This is a genomic window from Roseibium sp. RKSG952, assembly GCF_009711355.1.
The window spans coordinates 117934-136652 of record NZ_SMMF01000962.1; the positions used below are offsets into that span (position 1 = coordinate 117934).

Annotated in this window: 17 protein-coding genes; 8 read left to right on the plus strand and 9 right to left on the minus strand. The window is 56.5% G+C overall.

The features are described 5' to 3' along the window. Positions 1–2 precede the first annotated feature (2 nt). From E1297_RS44610 to E1297_RS44635, 6 genes are all read right to left on the minus strand, one after another. Positions 3–935, minus strand: coding sequence for a glyoxylate/hydroxypyruvate reductase A (locus E1297_RS44610; RefSeq protein ID WP_155149944.1), 933 nt, complete (start codon positions 933–935; stop codon positions 3–5). A gap of 15 nt (positions 936–950) precedes the next feature. Then, positions 951–2090 (minus strand): rod shape-determining protein RodA, encoded by a 1140-nt coding sequence (gene rodA, locus E1297_RS44615; RefSeq protein ID WP_155149947.1) that lies wholly within the window; start codon positions 2088–2090, stop codon positions 951–953. Further along, positions 2087–4036, minus strand: coding sequence for a penicillin-binding protein 2 (mrdA, locus tag E1297_RS44620; protein ID WP_155149949.1), 1950 nt, complete (start codon positions 4034–4036; stop codon positions 2087–2089). The genes rodA and mrdA overlap by 4 nt, the downstream gene beginning before the upstream one ends. Beyond that, complete coding sequence (locus E1297_RS44625) at positions 4033–4569, minus strand: rod shape-determining protein MreD (RefSeq protein ID WP_155149951.1); 537 nt, start codon at positions 4567–4569, stop codon at positions 4033–4035. The genes mrdA and E1297_RS44625 overlap by 4 nt, the downstream gene beginning before the upstream one ends. Next, positions 4562–5464 (minus strand): rod shape-determining protein MreC, encoded by a 903-nt coding sequence (gene mreC, locus E1297_RS44630; RefSeq protein ID WP_209016367.1) that lies wholly within the window; start codon positions 5462–5464, stop codon positions 4562–4564. Before mreC ends, E1297_RS44625 begins: the two co-directional genes overlap by 8 nt. Before the next feature lie 61 nt (positions 5465–5525). Continuing rightward, positions 5526–6566 carry a rod shape-determining protein gene (locus tag E1297_RS44635; protein WP_368669860.1) on the minus strand — a complete coding sequence of 347 codons (1041 nt, stop codon included), beginning with the start codon at positions 6564–6566 and terminating at the stop codon, positions 5526–5528. Between the two features lie 163 nt (positions 6567–6729). Between E1297_RS44635 and E1297_RS44640 the strand changes: the two genes are divergently transcribed. The 3 genes from E1297_RS44640 to E1297_RS44650 all read left to right on the plus strand — a co-directional run bounded on the left by E1297_RS44640 (position 6730) and on the right by E1297_RS44650 (position 9151). Then, positions 6730–7521, plus strand: a complete 792-nt coding sequence (locus E1297_RS44640) for a 23S rRNA (adenine(2030)-N(6))-methyltransferase RlmJ (RefSeq protein ID WP_155149953.1) — start codon at positions 6730–6732, stop codon at positions 7519–7521. 220 nt (positions 7522–7741) lie between these two features. Beyond that, the gene (locus E1297_RS44645; protein WP_155149955.1) at positions 7742–8635 is read left to right on the plus strand and encodes a sterol desaturase family protein; all 894 of its coding nucleotides are present in this window, start codon (positions 7742–7744) and stop codon (positions 8633–8635) included. Positions 8636–8653: 18 nt separating this feature from the next. Then, positions 8654–9151 (plus strand): DUF2141 domain-containing protein, encoded by a 498-nt coding sequence (locus E1297_RS44650; RefSeq protein WP_155149957.1) that lies wholly within the window; start codon positions 8654–8656, stop codon positions 9149–9151. A gap of 58 nt (positions 9152–9209) precedes the next feature. On the opposite strand, the gene E1297_RS44655 is transcribed toward E1297_RS44650, so the two are convergent. After that, complete coding sequence (locus tag E1297_RS44655; protein WP_155149959.1) at positions 9210–10784, minus strand: 2-isopropylmalate synthase; 1575 nt, start codon at positions 10782–10784, stop codon at positions 9210–9212. A gap of 286 nt (positions 10785–11070) precedes the next feature. Here E1297_RS44655 and E1297_RS44660 point away from each other — a divergent pair, with 286 nt between their 5' ends. Continuing rightward, complete coding sequence (locus E1297_RS44660; RefSeq protein ID WP_155149961.1) at positions 11071–11736, plus strand: SDR family NAD(P)-dependent oxidoreductase; 666 nt, start codon at positions 11071–11073, stop codon at positions 11734–11736. Positions 11737–11757: 21 nt separating this feature from the next. Here the strand turns inward: E1297_RS44660 and E1297_RS44665 are convergent, their stop codons facing one another. Then, positions 11758–13251: a 2-isopropylmalate synthase gene (locus E1297_RS44665; RefSeq protein WP_155149963.1), complete on the minus strand. Its 1494-nt coding sequence runs from the start codon at positions 13249–13251 to the stop codon at positions 11758–11760. Positions 13252–13406: 155 nt separating this feature from the next. Between E1297_RS44665 and E1297_RS44670 the strand changes: the two genes are divergently transcribed. The 3 genes from E1297_RS44670 (at position 13407) to E1297_RS44680 (ending at position 17166) form a co-directional block, all read left to right on the plus strand. Beyond that, entirely contained in the window at positions 13407–15065 is a 1659-nt protein-coding gene (locus E1297_RS44670; RefSeq protein ID WP_155149965.1) for an NAD+ synthase, read from the plus strand. Positions 15066–15386: 321 nt separating this feature from the next. Next, positions 15387–15671 (plus strand): hypothetical protein, encoded by a 285-nt coding sequence (locus E1297_RS44675; RefSeq protein WP_209016368.1) that lies wholly within the window; start codon positions 15387–15389, stop codon positions 15669–15671. 163 nt (positions 15672–15834) lie between these two features. Further along, a complete protein-coding gene (locus E1297_RS44680; protein ID WP_155149970.1) occupies positions 15835–17166 on the plus strand; it encodes an FAD-binding oxidoreductase in 1332 nt (443 codons plus the stop codon). Positions 17167–17172: 6 nt separating this feature from the next. Here the strand turns inward: E1297_RS44680 and E1297_RS44685 are convergent, their stop codons facing one another. After that, a complete protein-coding gene (locus E1297_RS44685; RefSeq protein ID WP_155149972.1) occupies positions 17173–18105 on the minus strand; it encodes an MBL fold metallo-hydrolase in 933 nt (310 codons plus the stop codon). Between the two features lie 116 nt (positions 18106–18221). Here E1297_RS44685 and E1297_RS44690 point away from each other — a divergent pair, with 116 nt between their 5' ends. Beyond that, complete coding sequence (locus E1297_RS44690) at positions 18222–18656, plus strand: DUF1801 domain-containing protein (protein ID WP_155149974.1); 435 nt, start codon at positions 18222–18224, stop codon at positions 18654–18656. The last annotated feature ends 63 nt before the right edge of the window (positions 18657–18719 follow it).

Genomic DNA, 18719 nt, shown 5'->3' on the forward strand with positions numbered 1-18719 from the left:
CGTCAGTATCCGAGCTGACGGTCCACCAGATGCAAAAACGGCTCACCCGCCTCGCCACGACGGATGTTCTCGCAGATGACCTGTGCCGCTGTAATGGGGCGGGTCTCCGACGCGATATGGGGAGTGACCGTTACATTCGGATGCGCCCAATACGGATCTTCGGGCGGCAGAGGCTCAGTTCGGAACACATCCAGCGTGGCATGACCGACCTGACCCGAACCCAGTGCTTCCAGCAAGGCATCGTCATCAATCAATGGCCCACGCCCCGGATTGATGATCCGTGCACCTTTCGGCAACAGGGCGAGTGTTTCGGCATTCATTGTGTTCTCGGTCGCTGGGGTGTCAGGTAGCAGAAGGATGACAATCTCTGCGCGGCTCAGAGCCTCACGCAATCCATCCGCTCCGTGCAGGCAGGTAACTCCGTCGATTTCTTTGGGAGTTCTGCTCCAGCCGGTAACGTGAAAGTTCAGTGCTGCAAGCGCCTGAGCCACGGCCTGGCCCAGTGAACCCAGCCCTAAAACACAGACCTGCCGTTCTTGTGCAAGCGGGGGCGCATCCGGGGTCCAAACGCCGTCCTGAACCGTGATGTGCTTGTCCATGCCAAGATGGTACCGCAATGTGTGTCCGACCACCCATTCTATCATGCCTCGGGTCAGCCCATGATCCACCATCCGCGCCAGTGGAACGGTCAGGGTCTCATTCCCCGCAATGCTTTCAACTCCGGCCCAAAGGCTCAGCACCGCTTTGAGCCGTGAATAAGGTGTGAAATCCAACAAGCCCCCGTTAGGGGCATAGACCACGTAATCTACCTCATCCGGTTCGAATTCGGTTCCCAGTCGAAAATCCAGACCAGCTTCGCTCAGCCCATTGGTCAACAGTGGTTCATACACAGGCCACAGGGCAGGGCGCGCGGAAAACAGGACGTTTACGGGCATGGGCAGTCTCTCAGTTTAACGGGGACGATGAATATGGGCGCTTTGCACGATGCCAAATGCGGCCATCAGAACCAGCATGGCAGAACCGCCATAGCTGACCATGGGCAGCGGGACGCCCACAACCGGTGCCAGCCCCATAACCATTGACATGTTCACGGCAAAGAACAGGAAGAAGTTCAGTGAAATTCCGAGCGTAACGAGCGAGGAAAAGCGGTCGCGTGTCGACAGGGCCGTTACCATGCAGAAAATCAGGATCAGACCGTATAGGATCAACAGAGTGATCCCGCCAACAAACCCAAATTCTTCTGCCAGAGTGGTAAAGATGAAGTCTGTATGCTTCTCGGGCAAAAAGTTGAGGCGCGACTGAGTTCCCTGCATGAAGCCACGCCCGTTCCAGCCACCTGAACCCAGCGCAATTTTTGACTGGGTGATGTGATAGCCGGCCCCAAGCGGATCGGTTGAAGGGTCAAGAAACGTGTCGATGCGGCGGAACTGGTAATCCTTGAGCAATTGCCATTCCGTCCCACGACTGTTGAAGACCGTCGCAACCAGCCCGACGCCTGCGGCGATCACTACTGCGAAGTAGGCCCAGTGCACGCCCGCCAGAAACATTAGGCCGCCTCCGGCCGCGAGCAACAGGATCGACGTCCCCAGATCGGGTTGCTTCAGAACCATGAAAGTCGGGATCAGGATCAGCAGTACAGGGATCAGAACCCATAGCGGCCGAGAGGTTTTGTGAGACGGCAGCCAGTCGTAATAGGCAGCCAGAACCATGACCAAGGCGACCTTCATGACTTCGGACGGTTGAAGCCGCATGAACCCAAGGTCGATCCAGCGTTGTGCGCCCATACCGATTGTGCCGAAGAGTTCCACGAACACCAGCAAGGCAATCGAACCAAGATAGGCCAGTACCGACATGTTCCGCCAGAACCAGATCGGAACCAGAGCGATGATGAACATCACCGTCAGGCCAAGCCCGAACCGTTCCATCTGTGGCTCGGCCCAGGGCAGCCATGAACCTCCTGCCACCGAGTACAGCATCAGGAAACCTGCGCTGGCCGTACTGATCAACAGCAGGGTAAGGGGCCAGTTCATGTACAGGAATTTGCGGAACCCCGATGGCGTGGATTTGACGGCGTATTCAAGATAGCTCATGCGCGGTCCTTTTCATCCGGACGCGCTTTGGGGCGACGATCGCCCTCCAGCCGTTTTTGCTGCTCCTTGATACGTTCGCGATCTGCTACCGGATATGCCTCAAGCGGCGGAGTACCGTCATAGAGAGCCTGCAGCATGATATCCCTTGCAACAGGAGCTGCCGCTTTCGAACCGCCGCCGCCATGTTCAACGACCACGGCGATTGCGTATTTGGGGTTGTCGTAGGGGGCGAAGCTTACGAACAGCGCGTGGTCGCGGCGTTCCCAAGGCAGGTCTTCGTTGCGGATCACACCCGCAGCACGTTCGGCCTTGGTGATGTTGCGCACCTGACTTGTTCCGGTTTTCCCGGCCATGCGGAAATCATCAGCGATGATACGGCTGCGATAAGCAGTGCCGCGCCGGTCATTCGAAACCGAGAACATCGCCTTGCGCACCTGTTCCAGATTGTAGGGATTGACGGCAAGGGGTTCACCCGCTCCTGACGGTTGCTCGACCCCATCGACCGAGCGAACCAGACGTGGGGAGACAGCTCGCCCTGTGGCAAGCCGTGCGGTCATGACCGCAAGCTGCAAGGGAGAGGCGAGCATAAAGCCCTGCCCGATGGATGCGTTGGCCGTATCACCCACCAGCCAGTCCTGACCGTGTACCCGCTGTTTCCATTCCTGGTTCGGGGCCAAACCTGCGGCGACCGCAGACATGGGGATGTCATGCCGGATACCCAGACCGAAGGTACGAGCCATGTCGGAAATCTTGTCGATCCCTACTCGCAGGGCAACATCGTAGTAGTACACATCGCAACTGCGCTTCAGAGAGGTCTCGAGGTCAACCGTGCCATGCCCACCACGTTTCCAGCAGTGGAACCGGCGGCTGCCGACCTTGAGGTGCCCGGGACAGTAAACCGTGTTGGCGGGACCGATTACACCCGCCTCAAGCGCGGCCAGAGCGGTGATCATCTTGAACGTCGATCCCGGCGGATAGGTGCCCTGAACGGTTTTGTTGGCCAGTGGGCGGTATTTGTCCTGTGTCAGGGTCCGATAGTCCGCGACAGAGATACCGCGGACAAACAGGTTGGGATCGAAGCTGGGCGCTGAACTGATCGCCCGGATATCTCCGGTTTCACAGTCAATAACGACGGCAGCCGCGCTTTCTCCGGCCAGACGGGCTTGAGCGTATTGCTGCAGATTGGCGTCAACCGATAGCTGCAGGTCCGCGCCTGCCTGTCCTTCCTGACGGTCCAGCTCACGCATGACGCGGCCAGTGGCATTGACTTCGACACGTTTGGCACCAGCTTTGCCGCGCAGCGAGCTTTCCTGCTTGGCCTCAAGCCCAACCTTGCCAATCTGAAATCGCGGAATGCGCAGTACCGGTTCAGGATCCTGTATCTGGCTCAGGTCATAATCACTGACCGGGCCGACATAGCCCACTACATGCGCAAAGTCCTCATACCGGGGGTACTGACGCGTCGAGCCGACCTCTGGGGTGACACCCGGCAGTGCAGGCGCGTTAACCGCGACTTTGGAGATATCTTCCCATGTCACTTGATCCGCCAGAGTGACGGGAAGAAACGGTGCTGAACGGCGCATTTCCGTGCGTGCGCGTTCGATCTCATCCTCGTTCAGCGGGATCAGTTCCGACAGCTTGGCAATGATCTTGTCAACGTCACCCGCATCTTCGCGAACGACTACTATGCGATACGAAGGTGTGTTTTGTCCGATGACCTGACCGTTCCGGTCATAGATACGACCGCGGGTTGGTGGTATCAGGCGGATGTTGATGCGATTTTCTTCTGCCAGAAGGCGATATTGATCGGCCTGATCGACCTGCATGAAACGCATACGGGCTGCTAGCCCGCCAATAAAGGCTGCCTGAAGACCGCCCAATACGATAGCACGGCGTGGCAGACGCTTGTATGCAAGACCCTCGGATTTTGGCTTTCGCTGTTTCATACCCGTGCTCCCGTAGCACCTGCATCCGCGGCTGAGATGCGACGCACTCCAAACACACTCTGACTGATCAATACGATCAAAGGATAGGCCAGGATGGTTAGGATTAGCTGGATCATAGCAGGGCCCAAAGCGACTTGCTGAACGGACAATATGGAAAGGATAACGCGATCAGCCAGGAAGACCATTGCCGTCACAACTCCGATCGTTGTCCATTCACCGACAAAACCAGCGTCCCGCATGCCCGGTGCCGCCGAGCGCAGATATGCTGATCCAAGGACAACCAAAGCAGCCAGCAGCCCGGGAGGGCGCTGAAACAGAAGATCAGCCATTAGCATCACGATGGCGATACTGAGCGTTGGCACATACTCGGGACGACGCAGCACCCAGACAAATGTCAGTGCGATCAGGATGTCGGGGAAAGGCCAGCGATCTGGTTTGGTGTCCAGAGGTAACAGATGCAGAAACACCACCAGTATGGCGAGCGCGAAATACATGCCACGCATGAGCCAGAGATGTGACGTGGCTTTATCCATCGCCCGCCTCTTCGGGTGTCAGTGCGGCCTCAGGGCGTTGTGGCCCAACGATGCTGCCAGGTGTACGAATTGGGGGCGCAGATTGATAACGAAGTACGCGCAGGAATTCCAAGCGTTCGAAATCCGCCGATAGCCGAACGCGTAGCCTTCCGCCCGGATCAACCGTGATCTGGCCAATCAGGAGACCAGCCGGAAACACACCGCCATCGCCCGAGGTGATCACGCGATCGCCGGGCCGGACCAACTCGCGATTTTCCAGAAACTCGACGACAGGTGCTGAGGTGTTATCACCTGCGATCAATGCTGTCTGGCCTGAGGGTTGGATGGTTGCCGGAATCGCACTCGAAGCATCGGTCATCAGGATGACACGGGCTGTATCAGAGCCAACACCAGAGATGCGTCCAACCAGCCCGATACCGTCCATCGTAGCCCAGCCATCCACGATCCCGTCGCGCTCCCCGACATTCAGGAGTACCGACTGACGGAAAGGGGATCCGCTATCGGCCATCACCACACCTGTGATGTAGGTCAAACGCGGATCAAGACGGACATTGTTCAGGTCAAGCAACCGCGCATTTTCCTGCTCGAGCTGTAGTGCTGCCTCTTTCCATGCGCGCATCAGGCGCAATTCGCTGCGCAGTTCCTGATTTTGTTCGCTGAGGCGCTGATAGCTTTGGAAGTCCCGGACCAGGTTGACCACCGCAGTAACCGGAACCATGGCCCATTCCATCGACGGTACGACTGCATCAACGACCTGAGCGCGAAACCGTTCGACGCGGGGGCTGTCGATACGCCACACCAGAAAGATGCCCAGCAGGCACAACACAACAATCCCCAGGAACAAGCGGCGCAAGGGGGTTGCGTAGTCGTCGCGCTGTGATCGGTCCTTTGCCACAGGACTCCTTCCCGTGCTGCTCGCGCCCGATTATACACCCTTAGTTATAAGGGTGCGCGCCTTAGCTTTCGTAGTCAATCGCGTGGCGCAGTTGTTTTTCGTATTCAAGCGCCTTGCCGGTGCCCAAAGCCACACAATTCAGGCTTTCATCGGCAATCGACACGGCCAGACCGGTCTGTTCGCGCAGCGCCAGGTCCAGATCACCCAACAGCGCACCGCCACCAGTCAGCATCACGCCGCGATCCACAATATCCGCCGCAAGGTCGGGCGGAGTGGTTTCCAAGGCGGTCATCACCGCCTCGCAAATCTGCTGGACGGGCTCGGACAAGGCCTCGGCGACCTGCGCCTGGCTGATTTCGATTTCCTTTGGCACACCGTTCAGCAGATCGCGGCCACGGATGTGCATCGACTGTCCACGGCCATCGTCAGGCATACGCGCTGTGCCGATAGTGGTTTTAATTCTCTCAGCGGTGGATTCACCGACCAACAAGTTCTGCTGACGGCGCAGGTACGAGATGATGGCTTCGTCCATGCGGTCCCCACCAACACGCACCGAACGGGCGTACACGATGTCGCCCAGCGACAAGACCGCAACTTCGGTTGTACCACCGCCGATATCGACGACCATGTTGCCCGTTGGGTCGGTGATTGGCATTCCGGCCCCGATTGCAGCTGCAATGGGTTCGGCGATCAGGCCAGCGCGGCGTGCACCGGCAGACAGAACCGACTGACGGATGGCGCGTTTTTCAACAGGTGTCGCGCCATGTGGGACGCAGACGATGATTTTCGGTTTCGAAAAGGTCGACCGCTTGTGCACCTTGCGAATGAAGTGCTTGATCATTTCCTCGGCTGTATCGAAGTCGGCGATCACACCTTCGCGCATCGGGCGAATGGCTTCGATCGAGCCGGGGGTACGACCCAGCATGAGTTTGGCGTCTTCACCGACGGCCAGAACTTTCTTGACACCGTCCTTGACGTGATAGGCCACAACGGAAGGTTCGGACAGGATAACGCCGCGACCCTTGACATAGACCAGCGTGTTAGCAGTCCCAAGGTCAATGGCCATATCCGCTGTGAACAGGCCGCCCAGATTGTCAAAGATCCCCATATGTCCCCTGATCCTGTATGTCAGATTTTTTCTACTGCCCGCGACTCGACGGTTCCGGGATGGATGACTTATAGGGTGCCACGACGCCCGGTAAAAGGCCTGATTCCGCGGTAATCAGCACCTTTCCGCCTCATTAACAGGGACTTTAGAAGGCAAAATGCTCTCATATCAACATATTTACCACGCGGGAAATCTGGCTGATGTGCATAAGCATGCCCTTTTGGCGGAAATACTCGCTTATCTGACCCGGAAAGATAAGCCGCTGACCTATGCCGAAACCCATTCTGGGCGGGGTTTGTATCAGCTGGATTCGGACGAAGCCGTTCGGACCGGCGAAGCCTCGGCCGGTATCGAGCGTGCCTTGCTTGAGGGCTGGTTCGGAGAGGATCACCCTCTGAGCCGCGCAATCTCCGGCGTGAAAGATCAACATGGCCAATCTGCTTATCCGGGTTCTCCCCTGATCGCGGCCAGCCTGTTGCGGCCACAGGATAGTTTACACCTGGCCGAGCTGCATCCGCAGGAATACCGGGTTCTTAAAAACGCGGTCGCGCCTTATGGAGCCAGGACCTATCAGCAAGATGGATTTGAACTGGCGCAATCGTTGCTACCGCCGACGCCGCGTCGGGGGATGCTGCTGATCGATCCTAGCTACGAGGTTAAGGCCGATTACGATCGGTTGCCAAACATCATCACAACGCTGAACCGCAAATGGAATGTCGGGATAATTGCCCTTTGGTATCCGATCCTGACAAACGGACGCCATGAAGCCATGTGTGATGCCTTGCGGAAACGGGATCTGCCAAAGGTGCTGCATCACCAAGTCCGGTTTCCTGCCGCGCGTGAGGGTCATGGCATGGTCGGCTCGGGCATGTTTATCGTGAATGCGACCTATGGATTAGAAGAGGCAGCCGGGCGACTCGACGCGCTTTTTGCTCGTGTTCAAGCTTAGTTCCCTTAGGTAACTCCACATTTTCTGACATTTGCGCACGGTCCGCTTTTGTGGGCCGATGCCTCTGTTTTCGCTGCATTTTACCGGCCACCGTGTCGCGTATCTACGTCAGGACGTAATTGCGGCCTCTGCGAAAGATTAGGTGGTCCACTTGATTTCCCAGGCTAGTTCAGTAAGTAAATTGTCACACCTGACAATAAACAGGAATTGGGACATATCCATGGACTTCCTAAGCCGCCACATCAGTGACTTTCATCTGAGTTACTGGGAAACTTTTATCAATAACTGGTTCTTTGTCTTTGCATTGGCGTTTTTGGCATTCGAGTTGCTGCGCTATGCCATCGTCAAAAAGCTGAACTGGGAAATGGTGGGCGATACGGTCACCAATTTCATCACGCTCGCGTTCTTTATCGGGATCAGCTTCGTTTTGCTGGCGGGCTTCTACATAGGTGCCTATGTCTGGGCCTATCAGTTTGCCGTGTTCGACATCCCAACGACATGGGCGTCATTCATCATCGTGCTGATACTTGCGGATCTGGCCTACTACTGGGAACACCGTATCCTGCATCGCATCAACTTTCTTTGGGCGACGCATTCAGTGCATCACAGTTCGCCTTTCTTCAACATTTCGGTTGCATATCGTCATGGCCCGCTGGATGGTTTCTGGCCACTGTTTTTCCATCTGCCGCTGGTGCTGCTGGGGTTCAATCCGTTCATGGTTCTGATCGTAGAGCTGCTGGTGCAGCTGTATCAGACCGCGTTGCATACAGAGGTTATCGGCAAGTTGTGGCGCCCGATCGAATACCTCTTCAACACGCCGTCGCATCACCGGGTACACCACGGGTCGAACCGCAAGTATCTAGACAAGAACTATGCCGGTATCTTCATCATCTGGGACCGCATGTTCGGCACCTTTGAGGAAGAAAAAGAGGATGTCGTTTACGGTCTGGTCACGCCGATCGACTCGGTAAATCCCTTTGTCGCCTTCCTGCATGGTTTTACCCGACTCTTCAGAGATGTGTGGAACATGCCGGGCTTCCGAAACAAGCTGGGCGTCCTCTTCGGACCTCCTGGCTGGCAGCCCAAAAAGAGCCAGCGAAAGCCAGCGGAATAACACGAAGGACTGGATGAGATGCCAAACAATACGCAACGCATCGTCGCCGCCATCGCAACAGCCGGGCTGTTCATTGGCGGGGCCTGGTTTGCCTCCGGCTTTCGCACGGATATCGCTGAGGCATCTGCTTCTTCAACCGGCGTGCAGGATCACCAGGGCCTGATCGTGAACCTGCACGGGGCACGTAGCGACAAGGGCAACATCATCGTCATGGCGTTTGATCAACAGTCAGCGTTTGACAACATGGATTACAACAACGCGGCTGGATATCTCGAGGCACCTGCGACGGGGCAACCGCAGCGGTTCGACTTTCCGGACCTCAACAACAACTACTATTCCGTAATCGCGTTTCATGACGCGAACGGTGACTACGATCTCAACTATGATGCGGAATACACCCCGACCGAGGGGTATGCGGTGTCAGGCATGAATGACCTGCATGACAACCCGGTCTTCTATTACTCGCTGGTTGAACCGGGGAAACCGGTCGATCTGACACTGTTCTACTGGCCGTAGCCAGATCAGAAGAAATGCAGAGGGGCGGTCCATGATAGGCCGCCCCTTTTTTCCATTCTCAGGAAAGATCCTTGTACGAGATTTCTCGTGCATCCGCACCGGGACCGGCCTTTTCGCGTCGGACGATCAGGCGGTTCAGCGCATGGATGTAAGCCTTGGCAGATGCAACAACCGTGTCGGTGTTGGCCGACTGCCCGGTAGCGATCATGCCGTCTTCTTCCAACCGGACTGAAACCGTGGCTTGCGCATCGGTTCCCGCAGTCACAGCATGTACCTGATAAAGCTGGAGATGCGCCGTATTTGGGTGAACCACCCGAATAGCGCGGAACGCCGCATCGACGGGCCCATCGCCGGTTTCGGTTGCGATGATCTCTTTGCCGTCCACTTCCATCTCGATGGTTGCTTCGGCCTTGCCAACCGTTCCACAGGTGACTTTCAGTGAAACCAGCTGCAGATGATCGTTGCCGTCGTCATCGTCCAGCGTCATCAGGGCGATGATGTCGTCGTCAAAGACCTCTTTCTTGCGGTCAGCCAACTCCTTGAACCGAATGAAGATATCCTTGAGCTGGTTGTCACCGACTTCGTAACCCATCGTGTTCAGCTTATCGCGCAACGCGGCCCGGCCCGAATGCTTGCCCAAAGGCAGGGATGTGCCGGACAGACCGATATCCTCGGGGCGCATGATCTCAAAATTCTCGCGGTTCTTCAGCATGCCGTCCTGATGGATGCCGCTTTCATGCGCGAAGGCATTCTTGCCAACGATGGCCTTGTTGAACTGGACGTTGAAGCCCGACACCGTCGCGACCCGTCGCGAGATATGCATGATCTTGGTCGTGTCGATACCGGTGTGCCAGGGCATGATGTCGTTGCGGGTGCGCAGCGCCATCACGACCTCTTCCAGAGCAGTGTTGCCAGCGCGTTCGCCCAGACCGTTGATGGTGCATTCAATCTGACGGGCGCCACCTGCAACTGCAGCCAGTGAGTTCGCGGTCGCCATACCAAGGTCGTTGTGGCAGTGGGTCGCAAAGACGACCTCATCCGCGCCCGGGACCGTTTCGATCAGGCGTTTGATCAGGTCAGCGGATTCCACCGGAGCAGTGTAACCCACTGTATCGGGGATGTTGATCGTCGTTGCGCCAGCCTTGATCGCAATCTCGATAACGCGGCACAGATAGTCCCATTCGGTTCGCGTCGCGTCCATCGGTGACCACTGCACGTTTTCACACAGGTTGCGCGCGTGGCTTACGGTTTCATGGATCTTCTCGGCCATTTCGTCCTGCGTCAGATTCGGAATGGCGCGGTGCAGCGGTGAGGTGCCGATGAAAGTGTGAATGCGGCTTTTGCCGGCGTGTTTCACCGCTTCCCAGCAGCGGTCAATATCCGCAAAGTTGGCGCGCGCCAGACCGCAGATACGGCTGTTCTTAGAACGCTGCGCGATTTCGGATACCGCCTTGAAGTCGCCCTCGGAGGCGATGGGAAACCCGGCTTCGATGATGTCGACGCCCATGTCGTCCAGCAGCTCGGCAATCTCCAGCTTTTCGGCATGGGTCATGGTCGCGCCAGGGCTCTGCTCGCCGTCGCGCAAAGTGGTGTCAAAGATCAAGACGCGGTCTTGGTCGGTCACGTTGGTCATGGGAATCTCTTTCTTCTCTGTCCTAATGCCTCTTGGCGCGCTGGCGTCCTCCTCTGAGCGGGCGCGCCGGATGGCACGCTCAGAGGCGGATTAGGATCAGTAGGCCACGCAGATCGGCACCACGAACCGTGGTGTCGGCAAAAGGGATATCTGCGCGGTTGATCATGAGGCGGAATTTATACAGAGCCCGCAGGGAATGAAAAGGACCAAAATGCCCTATTCTTTAGCTGAACTATTCTTTTCGACGCTCATTGATCTGATTGGGTGTGCGCCTAGGTAGCAGATTATGAAAACGGCACTGATCATTGGGGCGACGGGCGGAATCGGTAGTGCTATGTGTCGCCGGCTTGCACAGCAGGGTGTCACGGTTACGACCCTGTCGCGGTCGGGCGACGGGTTTGATCTGATGATCCCGGACAAGGCCGAGCAAGTCTTAAGCGCTGTCGAAGGCCCGTTTGATCTGGTGTTTGTTGCCAGTGGCGCGCTGGAAATCAATGGCGCTGCGCCGGAAAAGACACTGCGCGCTCTGTCGGCCCAAGCAATGATGGATCAGTTCGCCCTGAATGCAGTTGGACCTGCAATGGTGCTGAAACATGCGAGCCGACTGCTTCCCAGAGGCGGTCGATCTGTAATCGCTGTTCTCTCGGCAAGGGTGGGGTCGATCGGGGATAACCGGCTCGGCGGTTGGGTCAGCTACCGCGCTGCCAAAGCAGCTGTGAACCAGATTGTGCATACATCTGCGATTGAGTTGGCCCGAACGCACAAGGAAGCCATCTGCGTGTCCTTACATCCCGGAACCGTCAAAACTGCCTTTACTGAAAAGTATCTGGGGCGGCACCCGGCGGTCGAACCGGATGAGGCTGCCGGGAACCTTCTGCGCGTGATAGATCAACTGAGCCCATCAGAATCGGGTCAGTTCTTTGACTGGGCGGGCAAACCGATCCCATGGTGATCAGGTTGAAACCTGCCGATACTAGCTGTCAGAATTGGCGGGTTCCGTAGGCTGCTCTGTCGGAGCGGGCGCTTGCTCGGTTGCTTCCGGCTCGGTGGTGGCAGCACCTGGTTCGCTAGCAGCTTCTTCAGAAAGCGCACCGTTTTCCCAGACGCCGGTTTCTTCCTCGCCATTCACATAGCGCATGGTGCCGTTGCCCTGGCGTTTCGCGTCTACAAAGCTGCCTTCGTAGATGTCTCCGTTTGAATAGGTCGCGATACCGACACCGGTGATTTTTCCTTCTTTCCATTCGCCGGTGTATTTGAAGCCGTTTGCCATCACGATCTCGCCCTGACCGTGGCGCTGTCCCTGGGCAAAATCACCTGTATACACGGTGCCATCACCATAGGTGGTCTTACCCTTGCCTTGCCGCGCACCTTCGACCCAATCACCATCGTAGACCGTGCCATCTGCACGGGTCAGAACCCCTTTGCCATGGGTTTTGGCATTCTTGAACTGGCCTTTGTAAATGGTACCGTTCGCATAAGTTGCGACGCCCCGGCCATCGATCACCCCGGCGATCCAGTCGCCATCATAGGTAGAGCCATCGGGATAGGTGATAAGCCCCTTGCCATCTGCCAGATCGGCGCTGAAGTCACCTGTATAAACCGAGCCATCAGGATAGGTCAGTTCACCCAATCCTTCGATCTGCCCGTTGGTCCACTGACCGGTATAGATATAGCCGTCGGTTCCGGTGAACGTTCCCTGACCGTGTCGCTGATCATCTACGAAATCGCCCTCATAGACGTCACCATTTGCGTAAACCGCTTTGCCTTTGCCCTGACGGCGCCCTTCGATCAGGCTGCCTTCGTAAACGTCGCCATTGGCCTGCGTCAGCCGACCGGCCCCGGTGATACGGTCTTCGGACCAGTCGCCGGAATAGGTCATGCCATCTGGCAGCGTAAGATCACCTTTGCCGTGTCGCTGTCCGGACAGGATATCTCCTTCATAGACACCGCCGCTTGCGTAGGTGATTTTGGCTTTGCCTTGCCGAACACCGTCTTCCCAATCGCCGTCGTAGATATAGCCATCGGCATCCGTCATCACGCCCTTACCGTGGTGACGCGCATTCCTGAAACCACCCTCATAACGCATGCCGTTTTCATATTGCGCTATGCCCTGGCCATTGATTGCGCCATTGGACCAATCCCCTTCATAGGTCCCGCCACCAGCAAAGGTGATCTTGCCTTTCCCTTGGGGCTGACCCTTGGAAAACATGCCTTCGTAGATCGAGCCGTTGGCGTAGCGGGCTGTACCTTTGCCCTGAATCTCACCTTCGACCCATTCACCGGTATACTCAAAGCCGTCAGGCAGGCGGTACGTCCCGGTCCCGTGGCGCAAGCCGTTCTCGAATGTACCCTCGTAGACGCCGCCGACGTCGTCATCAGCAACAATAACCTGCTCCTGTTGGGCAACAGCAGCCTGCGCCGTCAAGCCAAATGCGAAAACAGCAATAGAATTGCGAATTACATTCATGGTCGTTCCTGCCTGCCCGGTCATCATCGGTTGTTTGCGTTGGCGCAAAACTAAGACACAGGCAGGGGCAGAGCAACGTGTTTTGCCGCATTTGCCTTTTACTCGCTGCATGATCTGCTAAATCCCTTGTGGACTGACGTGGGCAAGAGGGCAAAATGGCCAATCGTTTCCGTATCTCGCTGGCGCAACTCAACCCCACTGTGGGGGATATTGAGGGGAACGCTGCCAAAGCACTGTCCGCGTGGGAACGGGGCCGGATGGCTGACGCGGATCTTGTTGCACTGCCTGAGATGTTCATCACCGGCTACAACACGCAGGACCTTATCGTTAAGCCCTCGTTTCATTTTGCAGCGATGAAAGCGGTTGAGGAATTAGCCGTTAAATGTGCTGATGGTCCGGCGCTTGCGATTGGCGGGCCATGGGTCGAAGACGATAAGCTGTTTAATGCCTATCTGATCCTCAAAGGCGGAAAAGTCGCCAGCAAGGTTCTGAAGCATCACTTGCCGAATGAAACAGTGTTTGATGAGGTCCGGTTGTATGATGCCGGTCCGATGGGTGGGCCATATGCCGTAGGCAACACCCGGATCGGCAGCCCGATCTGCGAAGACGGTTGGCATGAGGACGTAGCTGAGACACTTGAGGAGACAGGGGCGGAATTTCTGCTTATCCCGAACGGCTCTCCGTATTTCCGGAACAAATATGATATCCGACTGAACCACATGGTGGCGCGGGTTGTCGAAACCGGCTTGCCGGTGATCTATCTCAACATGGTGGGTGGCCAGGACGATCAGGTATTTGATGGTGGCACCTTTGGCCTGAACCCGGGCGGAGAGCTCGCGTTCAGGATGCCGGTTTTTGATGAGGCCGTCACGCAGATCGAGTTGGAGCAGGGAGACGAAGGCTGGCGGATTGTACCTGCCGAAGTGGCACCGCTACCGGACGAGTGGGAGCAGGACTATCACGCAATGGTACAATCCTTGCGCGACTACATGGCCAAGACCGGGTTCGGTAAGGTTGTATTGGGCCTGTCAGGTGGGGTCGATTCCGCGTTGGTTGCGACGATTGCCGTGGATGCTATCGGAGCCGAAAATGTACGCTGCGTGATGCTGCCGTCTGAGTACACCAGCGACGCATCATTGGAGGATGCCGAATCAGTGGCCAAGGCGCTGGGCGTTCACTACGACTACGTACCGATCTCTGAAGGCCGCGCAGCCGTTACAAACACCCTGGCTCCGCTGTTTGCTGGGCGTGAGGAAGATCTGACTGAAGAAAACGTTCAATCCCGTCTGCGTGGTCTCTTGCTGATGGCAATCTCGAACAAGTTTGGCGAGATGCTGTTGACCACCGGCAACAAATCCGAGGTCGCTGTGGGCTATGCCACGATCTATGGCGATATGAATGGCGGCTACAATCCCATCAAGGATCTTTACAAGACCCGCGTGTTTGAAACCTGCCGCTGGCGGAATGCCAACCACCGCGATTGGATGAAGGGGCCCGCAACCGAGGTCATCCGGCCTTCGGTCATCGACAAACCCCCCAGCGCCGAGCTGCGTGCCGATCAGAAAGACAGCGACAGTCTGCCGGACTATCCGGTTCTGGATGCCATCCTGGAAATTCTCGTCGATCAGGACGGGTCGATTGCAGATTGCGTGGCCTCCGGATTTGACGAAGCTGATGCCCGTCGCGTTGAGCACCTTATCTACATCAGTGAGTACAAGCGTTTTCAGTCTGCTCCGGGTACCCGTTTGACGAAACGCGCGTTCTGGCTGGATCGACGGTATCCGATTGTGAATCGGTGGCGCGACCCTAACTAGATCTCAGATTCTATCGGGTGGGATATGGGGAAACTCACCTAGTAAAGTGTTGGGTTCCTTCCGAATTGTTCACGTGGTGGGTTCAGTGGTTATTTCAGAGCTTAATTGTTTCTGTTTGAAAGGTTTTCGGGCGATGAATGGGCGCGAAGCGCCTTGCTTGAGTGCCATTTTCTCGCCATAATTTAGTTCCAATGCCGCCCGATGTGGGGCGATATTGTCGCATTGCGATTGGGTGGGTTGAACCATTTCGTACTGCGCTGGGAATACAGTTTCTGGTGGTGCATCTGAATTTCGATGCCGGTTAAATGTTTTGGTGATCAAATGGTTGATAATTATGACAAGCCCCTGCACGCTCCATTGAGATGGAAAACGATGGAGTCCCCTGCGCGCGATCTTGATGAAGCGCGTGTGGACGCAGCTATTGCTGACATTCTGGGTGACGGAGTTTCAGCAGCACAGAAAGACACATCCGCCGAGCAAGATGATCGTTCTGAATTTCCGGAATTGAGTGCTCAGGATACATTGGCCGCTCCGACGCCGGATCAGAATTCTGGTGTTGCGGCAATCATTCGTCAGAAATGGGCTGAGTTTTCGGGCGCTGCCTGACCTTCGCGAACCTGATCTGAGCAAAGCCAAAGTGCTTGCCGCGCCTGCTATCGGCGCATTCGCCACACGTGCGAAGATTTCCTCTGCCAGCTTCCTTTCGCCATTGCCTGAATTCTCATCTTGAGCATCCTTGGCGGTCCGAGCGATTGAAAATGAGCGGTAGATGCCCGGCCCAAAACCCAACCCAGTAGAACCAGATCTTTGCTTGCCCAAAGCTGTGGATGTCGTCGTTATCGGCGGTGGAATCATCGGGACATCGACAGCATTTGAGTTAGCCGAACGCGGTTACTCAGTTCTGCTTTGTGAGAAGGGGCAGATCGCGGGTGAGCAAAGCTCTCGTAACTGGGGGTGGGTGCGTCTTGGTATGCGAGATCCAAGAGAAATCCCTTTGATGCAAGAGGCCATTCGCATCTGGCAAGGTCTTGACGAACGGATCGGTCGCAAGACGGGTTATGTTCAGTCGGGTATATTGTTTGGTGCATCCGGAGAGCGTTCGGCAAGGAATTTGCACCGATGGCTGGAAAACCTTGAAGGCTATCAGACCGGCGCAAAAATGGTTTCGGGTTCTGAGCTGGACGATCTCTTGCCGGACAATACGATGGGATTGAACGAGGCTCTATACACTCCGCAGGACGGTCGCGCCGAGCCGCAATGGGCGGCTCCGGCAATTGCGGAGGGTGCGCGCGACAAAGGTGCTGCAATCATGACCAGCTGCGCGGTTCGTAGTATCGATGTTCAGGCGGGTCGCATCGCAGGTGTATTTACTGAACGTGGGCGCGTGGCGTGTGAACAGGTCGTGCTTGCTGGTGGTGCCTGGTCGCGCCTGTTTGCAGGAAACGCTGGGATTGAACTACCGCAACTGAAAGTTCTGAACACGGTTCTGCGCACATCTCCGGTGGAGCCGGGACCGCAGGCTGCGCTCTGGTCCGATGACTTTGCGGTTCGAAGGCGCGCAGATGGGGGGTATACGATTGCGTCGGGGCACGAAAACACCGTCGACATCGTACCCGACAGTTTCCGGCTAGCGCTAAGGTTTCTGCCGGCCTTCAGGCAGGAATGGCGATCCCTGAGGTTTCGCCTGTCCCGTCGCTGGCTAACCGAAGCTGGGCAGGACAGGTCATGGCTGCCTACCGATGTAACACCGTTCGAACATTGCCGTGTGCTGGACCCGGAACCTTCGCAAAAGGCGCTACGACAGGCTTGGGCGAGCGCGAGAAAGGCCTTTCCGGTTCTCGAACAGGCTGAGATCGTTCAAAGCTGGGCAGGAATGATCGATGTAACGCCCGATGCAATCCCGGTCATCTCGCATGTAGATGACATACCTGGGATGATCATCGCGACCGGTTTTTCGGGCCACGGATTTGGTATCGGGCCGGGCGCAGGCAGGCTGGTCGCCGATCTGGCGACGCAGACCACACCTTGCGTTGATCCGACAGCTTTCAGGCTGTCCCGTTTCACAGACGGCTCAAAGGTACGTCCGGATCCGGGTTACTGATCAATCTCAGCCCATCATCTGATAGCTAACCGGCACGAAACGGAACCCGTCATTGCGGGTTTCAACGTAACCGGCAGCGGGGAAGGGCATGTGGTAGCCGATCATCGGCACCTTGTCGGCAGCCAGCAGGCCCAGCACATTGCGGCGTGACGCAGTCGCTGCGGCCTTGTCCATGTCAAAGCGGACTTCCCATTCCGGATGCGCAAAGGACCAGACATAGTGGTTGGCTAGATCCGCAGTCAGGATCAAACGCTGACCGTTGCTTTCCAAGTGATAAACCATGTGTCCCGGAGTGTGACCAAAGGCTGCCATTGCTGTCACGCCCGAAGCCACATCACCACCGTCTTCGATGAACGTCATTTTCTCTGCCAGGGGTGTGACTTTGGCAGCAACCAGATCGCCAACCCGATTGCCCGCGTCCTGTGCAGCCCAAAAGTCGTATTCCGGCGCTGCTGTGACATAGCGTGCATTTGCAAAAGTTGGAGCATCATTGGTTGTCATTCCGCCGATGTGGTCGGGGTGCATATGGGTCAGGACGACAACATTGACGTCTTCTGGTGTGACACCGGCATCTGCCAAAGCAGCTTGAATTCCACCCTGTCCAAGGCCAGTGTCAAACAGGATCAGTTCGGACCCTGTGTTGACCAGCGTTGGCGTAAAGAAAAACTGAGCTACGTCCGAAGAAATGAAGTTGTCGGCTGATACACGGGCAAAGTCCTCGTCAGATGCGCCGCCGCCAAAAATCTCCTGCGCTCCGTCTCGCGGAAGGCTGCCATCCAGCAACGTGGTCACGGTGAAATCACCCAGCTGAAACGATTTTGCTACTGTCGAATTGGCCTTGGTTTCCCTACCCGCGGCCAGAACGGGCGCAGCGGCTGATGCAAACGGCAATGCAGCGGCGGCCCCGAGTGCGGCCCGGCGTGTCAATTTGATGGTCATATTCGTTCTCCCTGTCAGAACATGATTGTGAGAATTAGGTCGGCGCGTGAGTCTTGCCACTTTATACGCCATTGAAATGGGCTGCGTGGTTGAACATTACGTGTTAAATTTTGTTAATGCCGCGATCCCAGAACAAAACCGTTCAAACAACGCAAAGCGTCGACAGCTTTTTGTCGGGTGTATCGCCTTCCAAAAAAGCGGGCGAGGCACGGGTGCTGGACGCTCTGTTTCGAAAGGTGACCGGGTTTGAACCGGTGATGTGGGGCCCTTCGATCATCGGCTATGGCAGATACCAATATCGTTATGCGTCAGGGCGTGAGGGGGACTTTTTGGCCACCGGATTTGCACCCCGCAAGGCTGCGCATTCCATTTATATCATGCCCGGCTACGCGGATTTCGGGGGCATCCTGTCCCGTTTGGGAAAACACAAACTGGGCAAGTCATGTCTGTATGTGAACAAGCTGTCGGATATAGACCTTGATGTTCTTTCTGAACTTATCTTGGCCGGGCTGGAAGATCTTGGGAGCCATTGGCCGGTTGAACCCATTTGAACTGATGTAAAACAAGACGTCTCCGCAGGCGCTGCTGGACAAAATCGCGCTCATATGAGATGA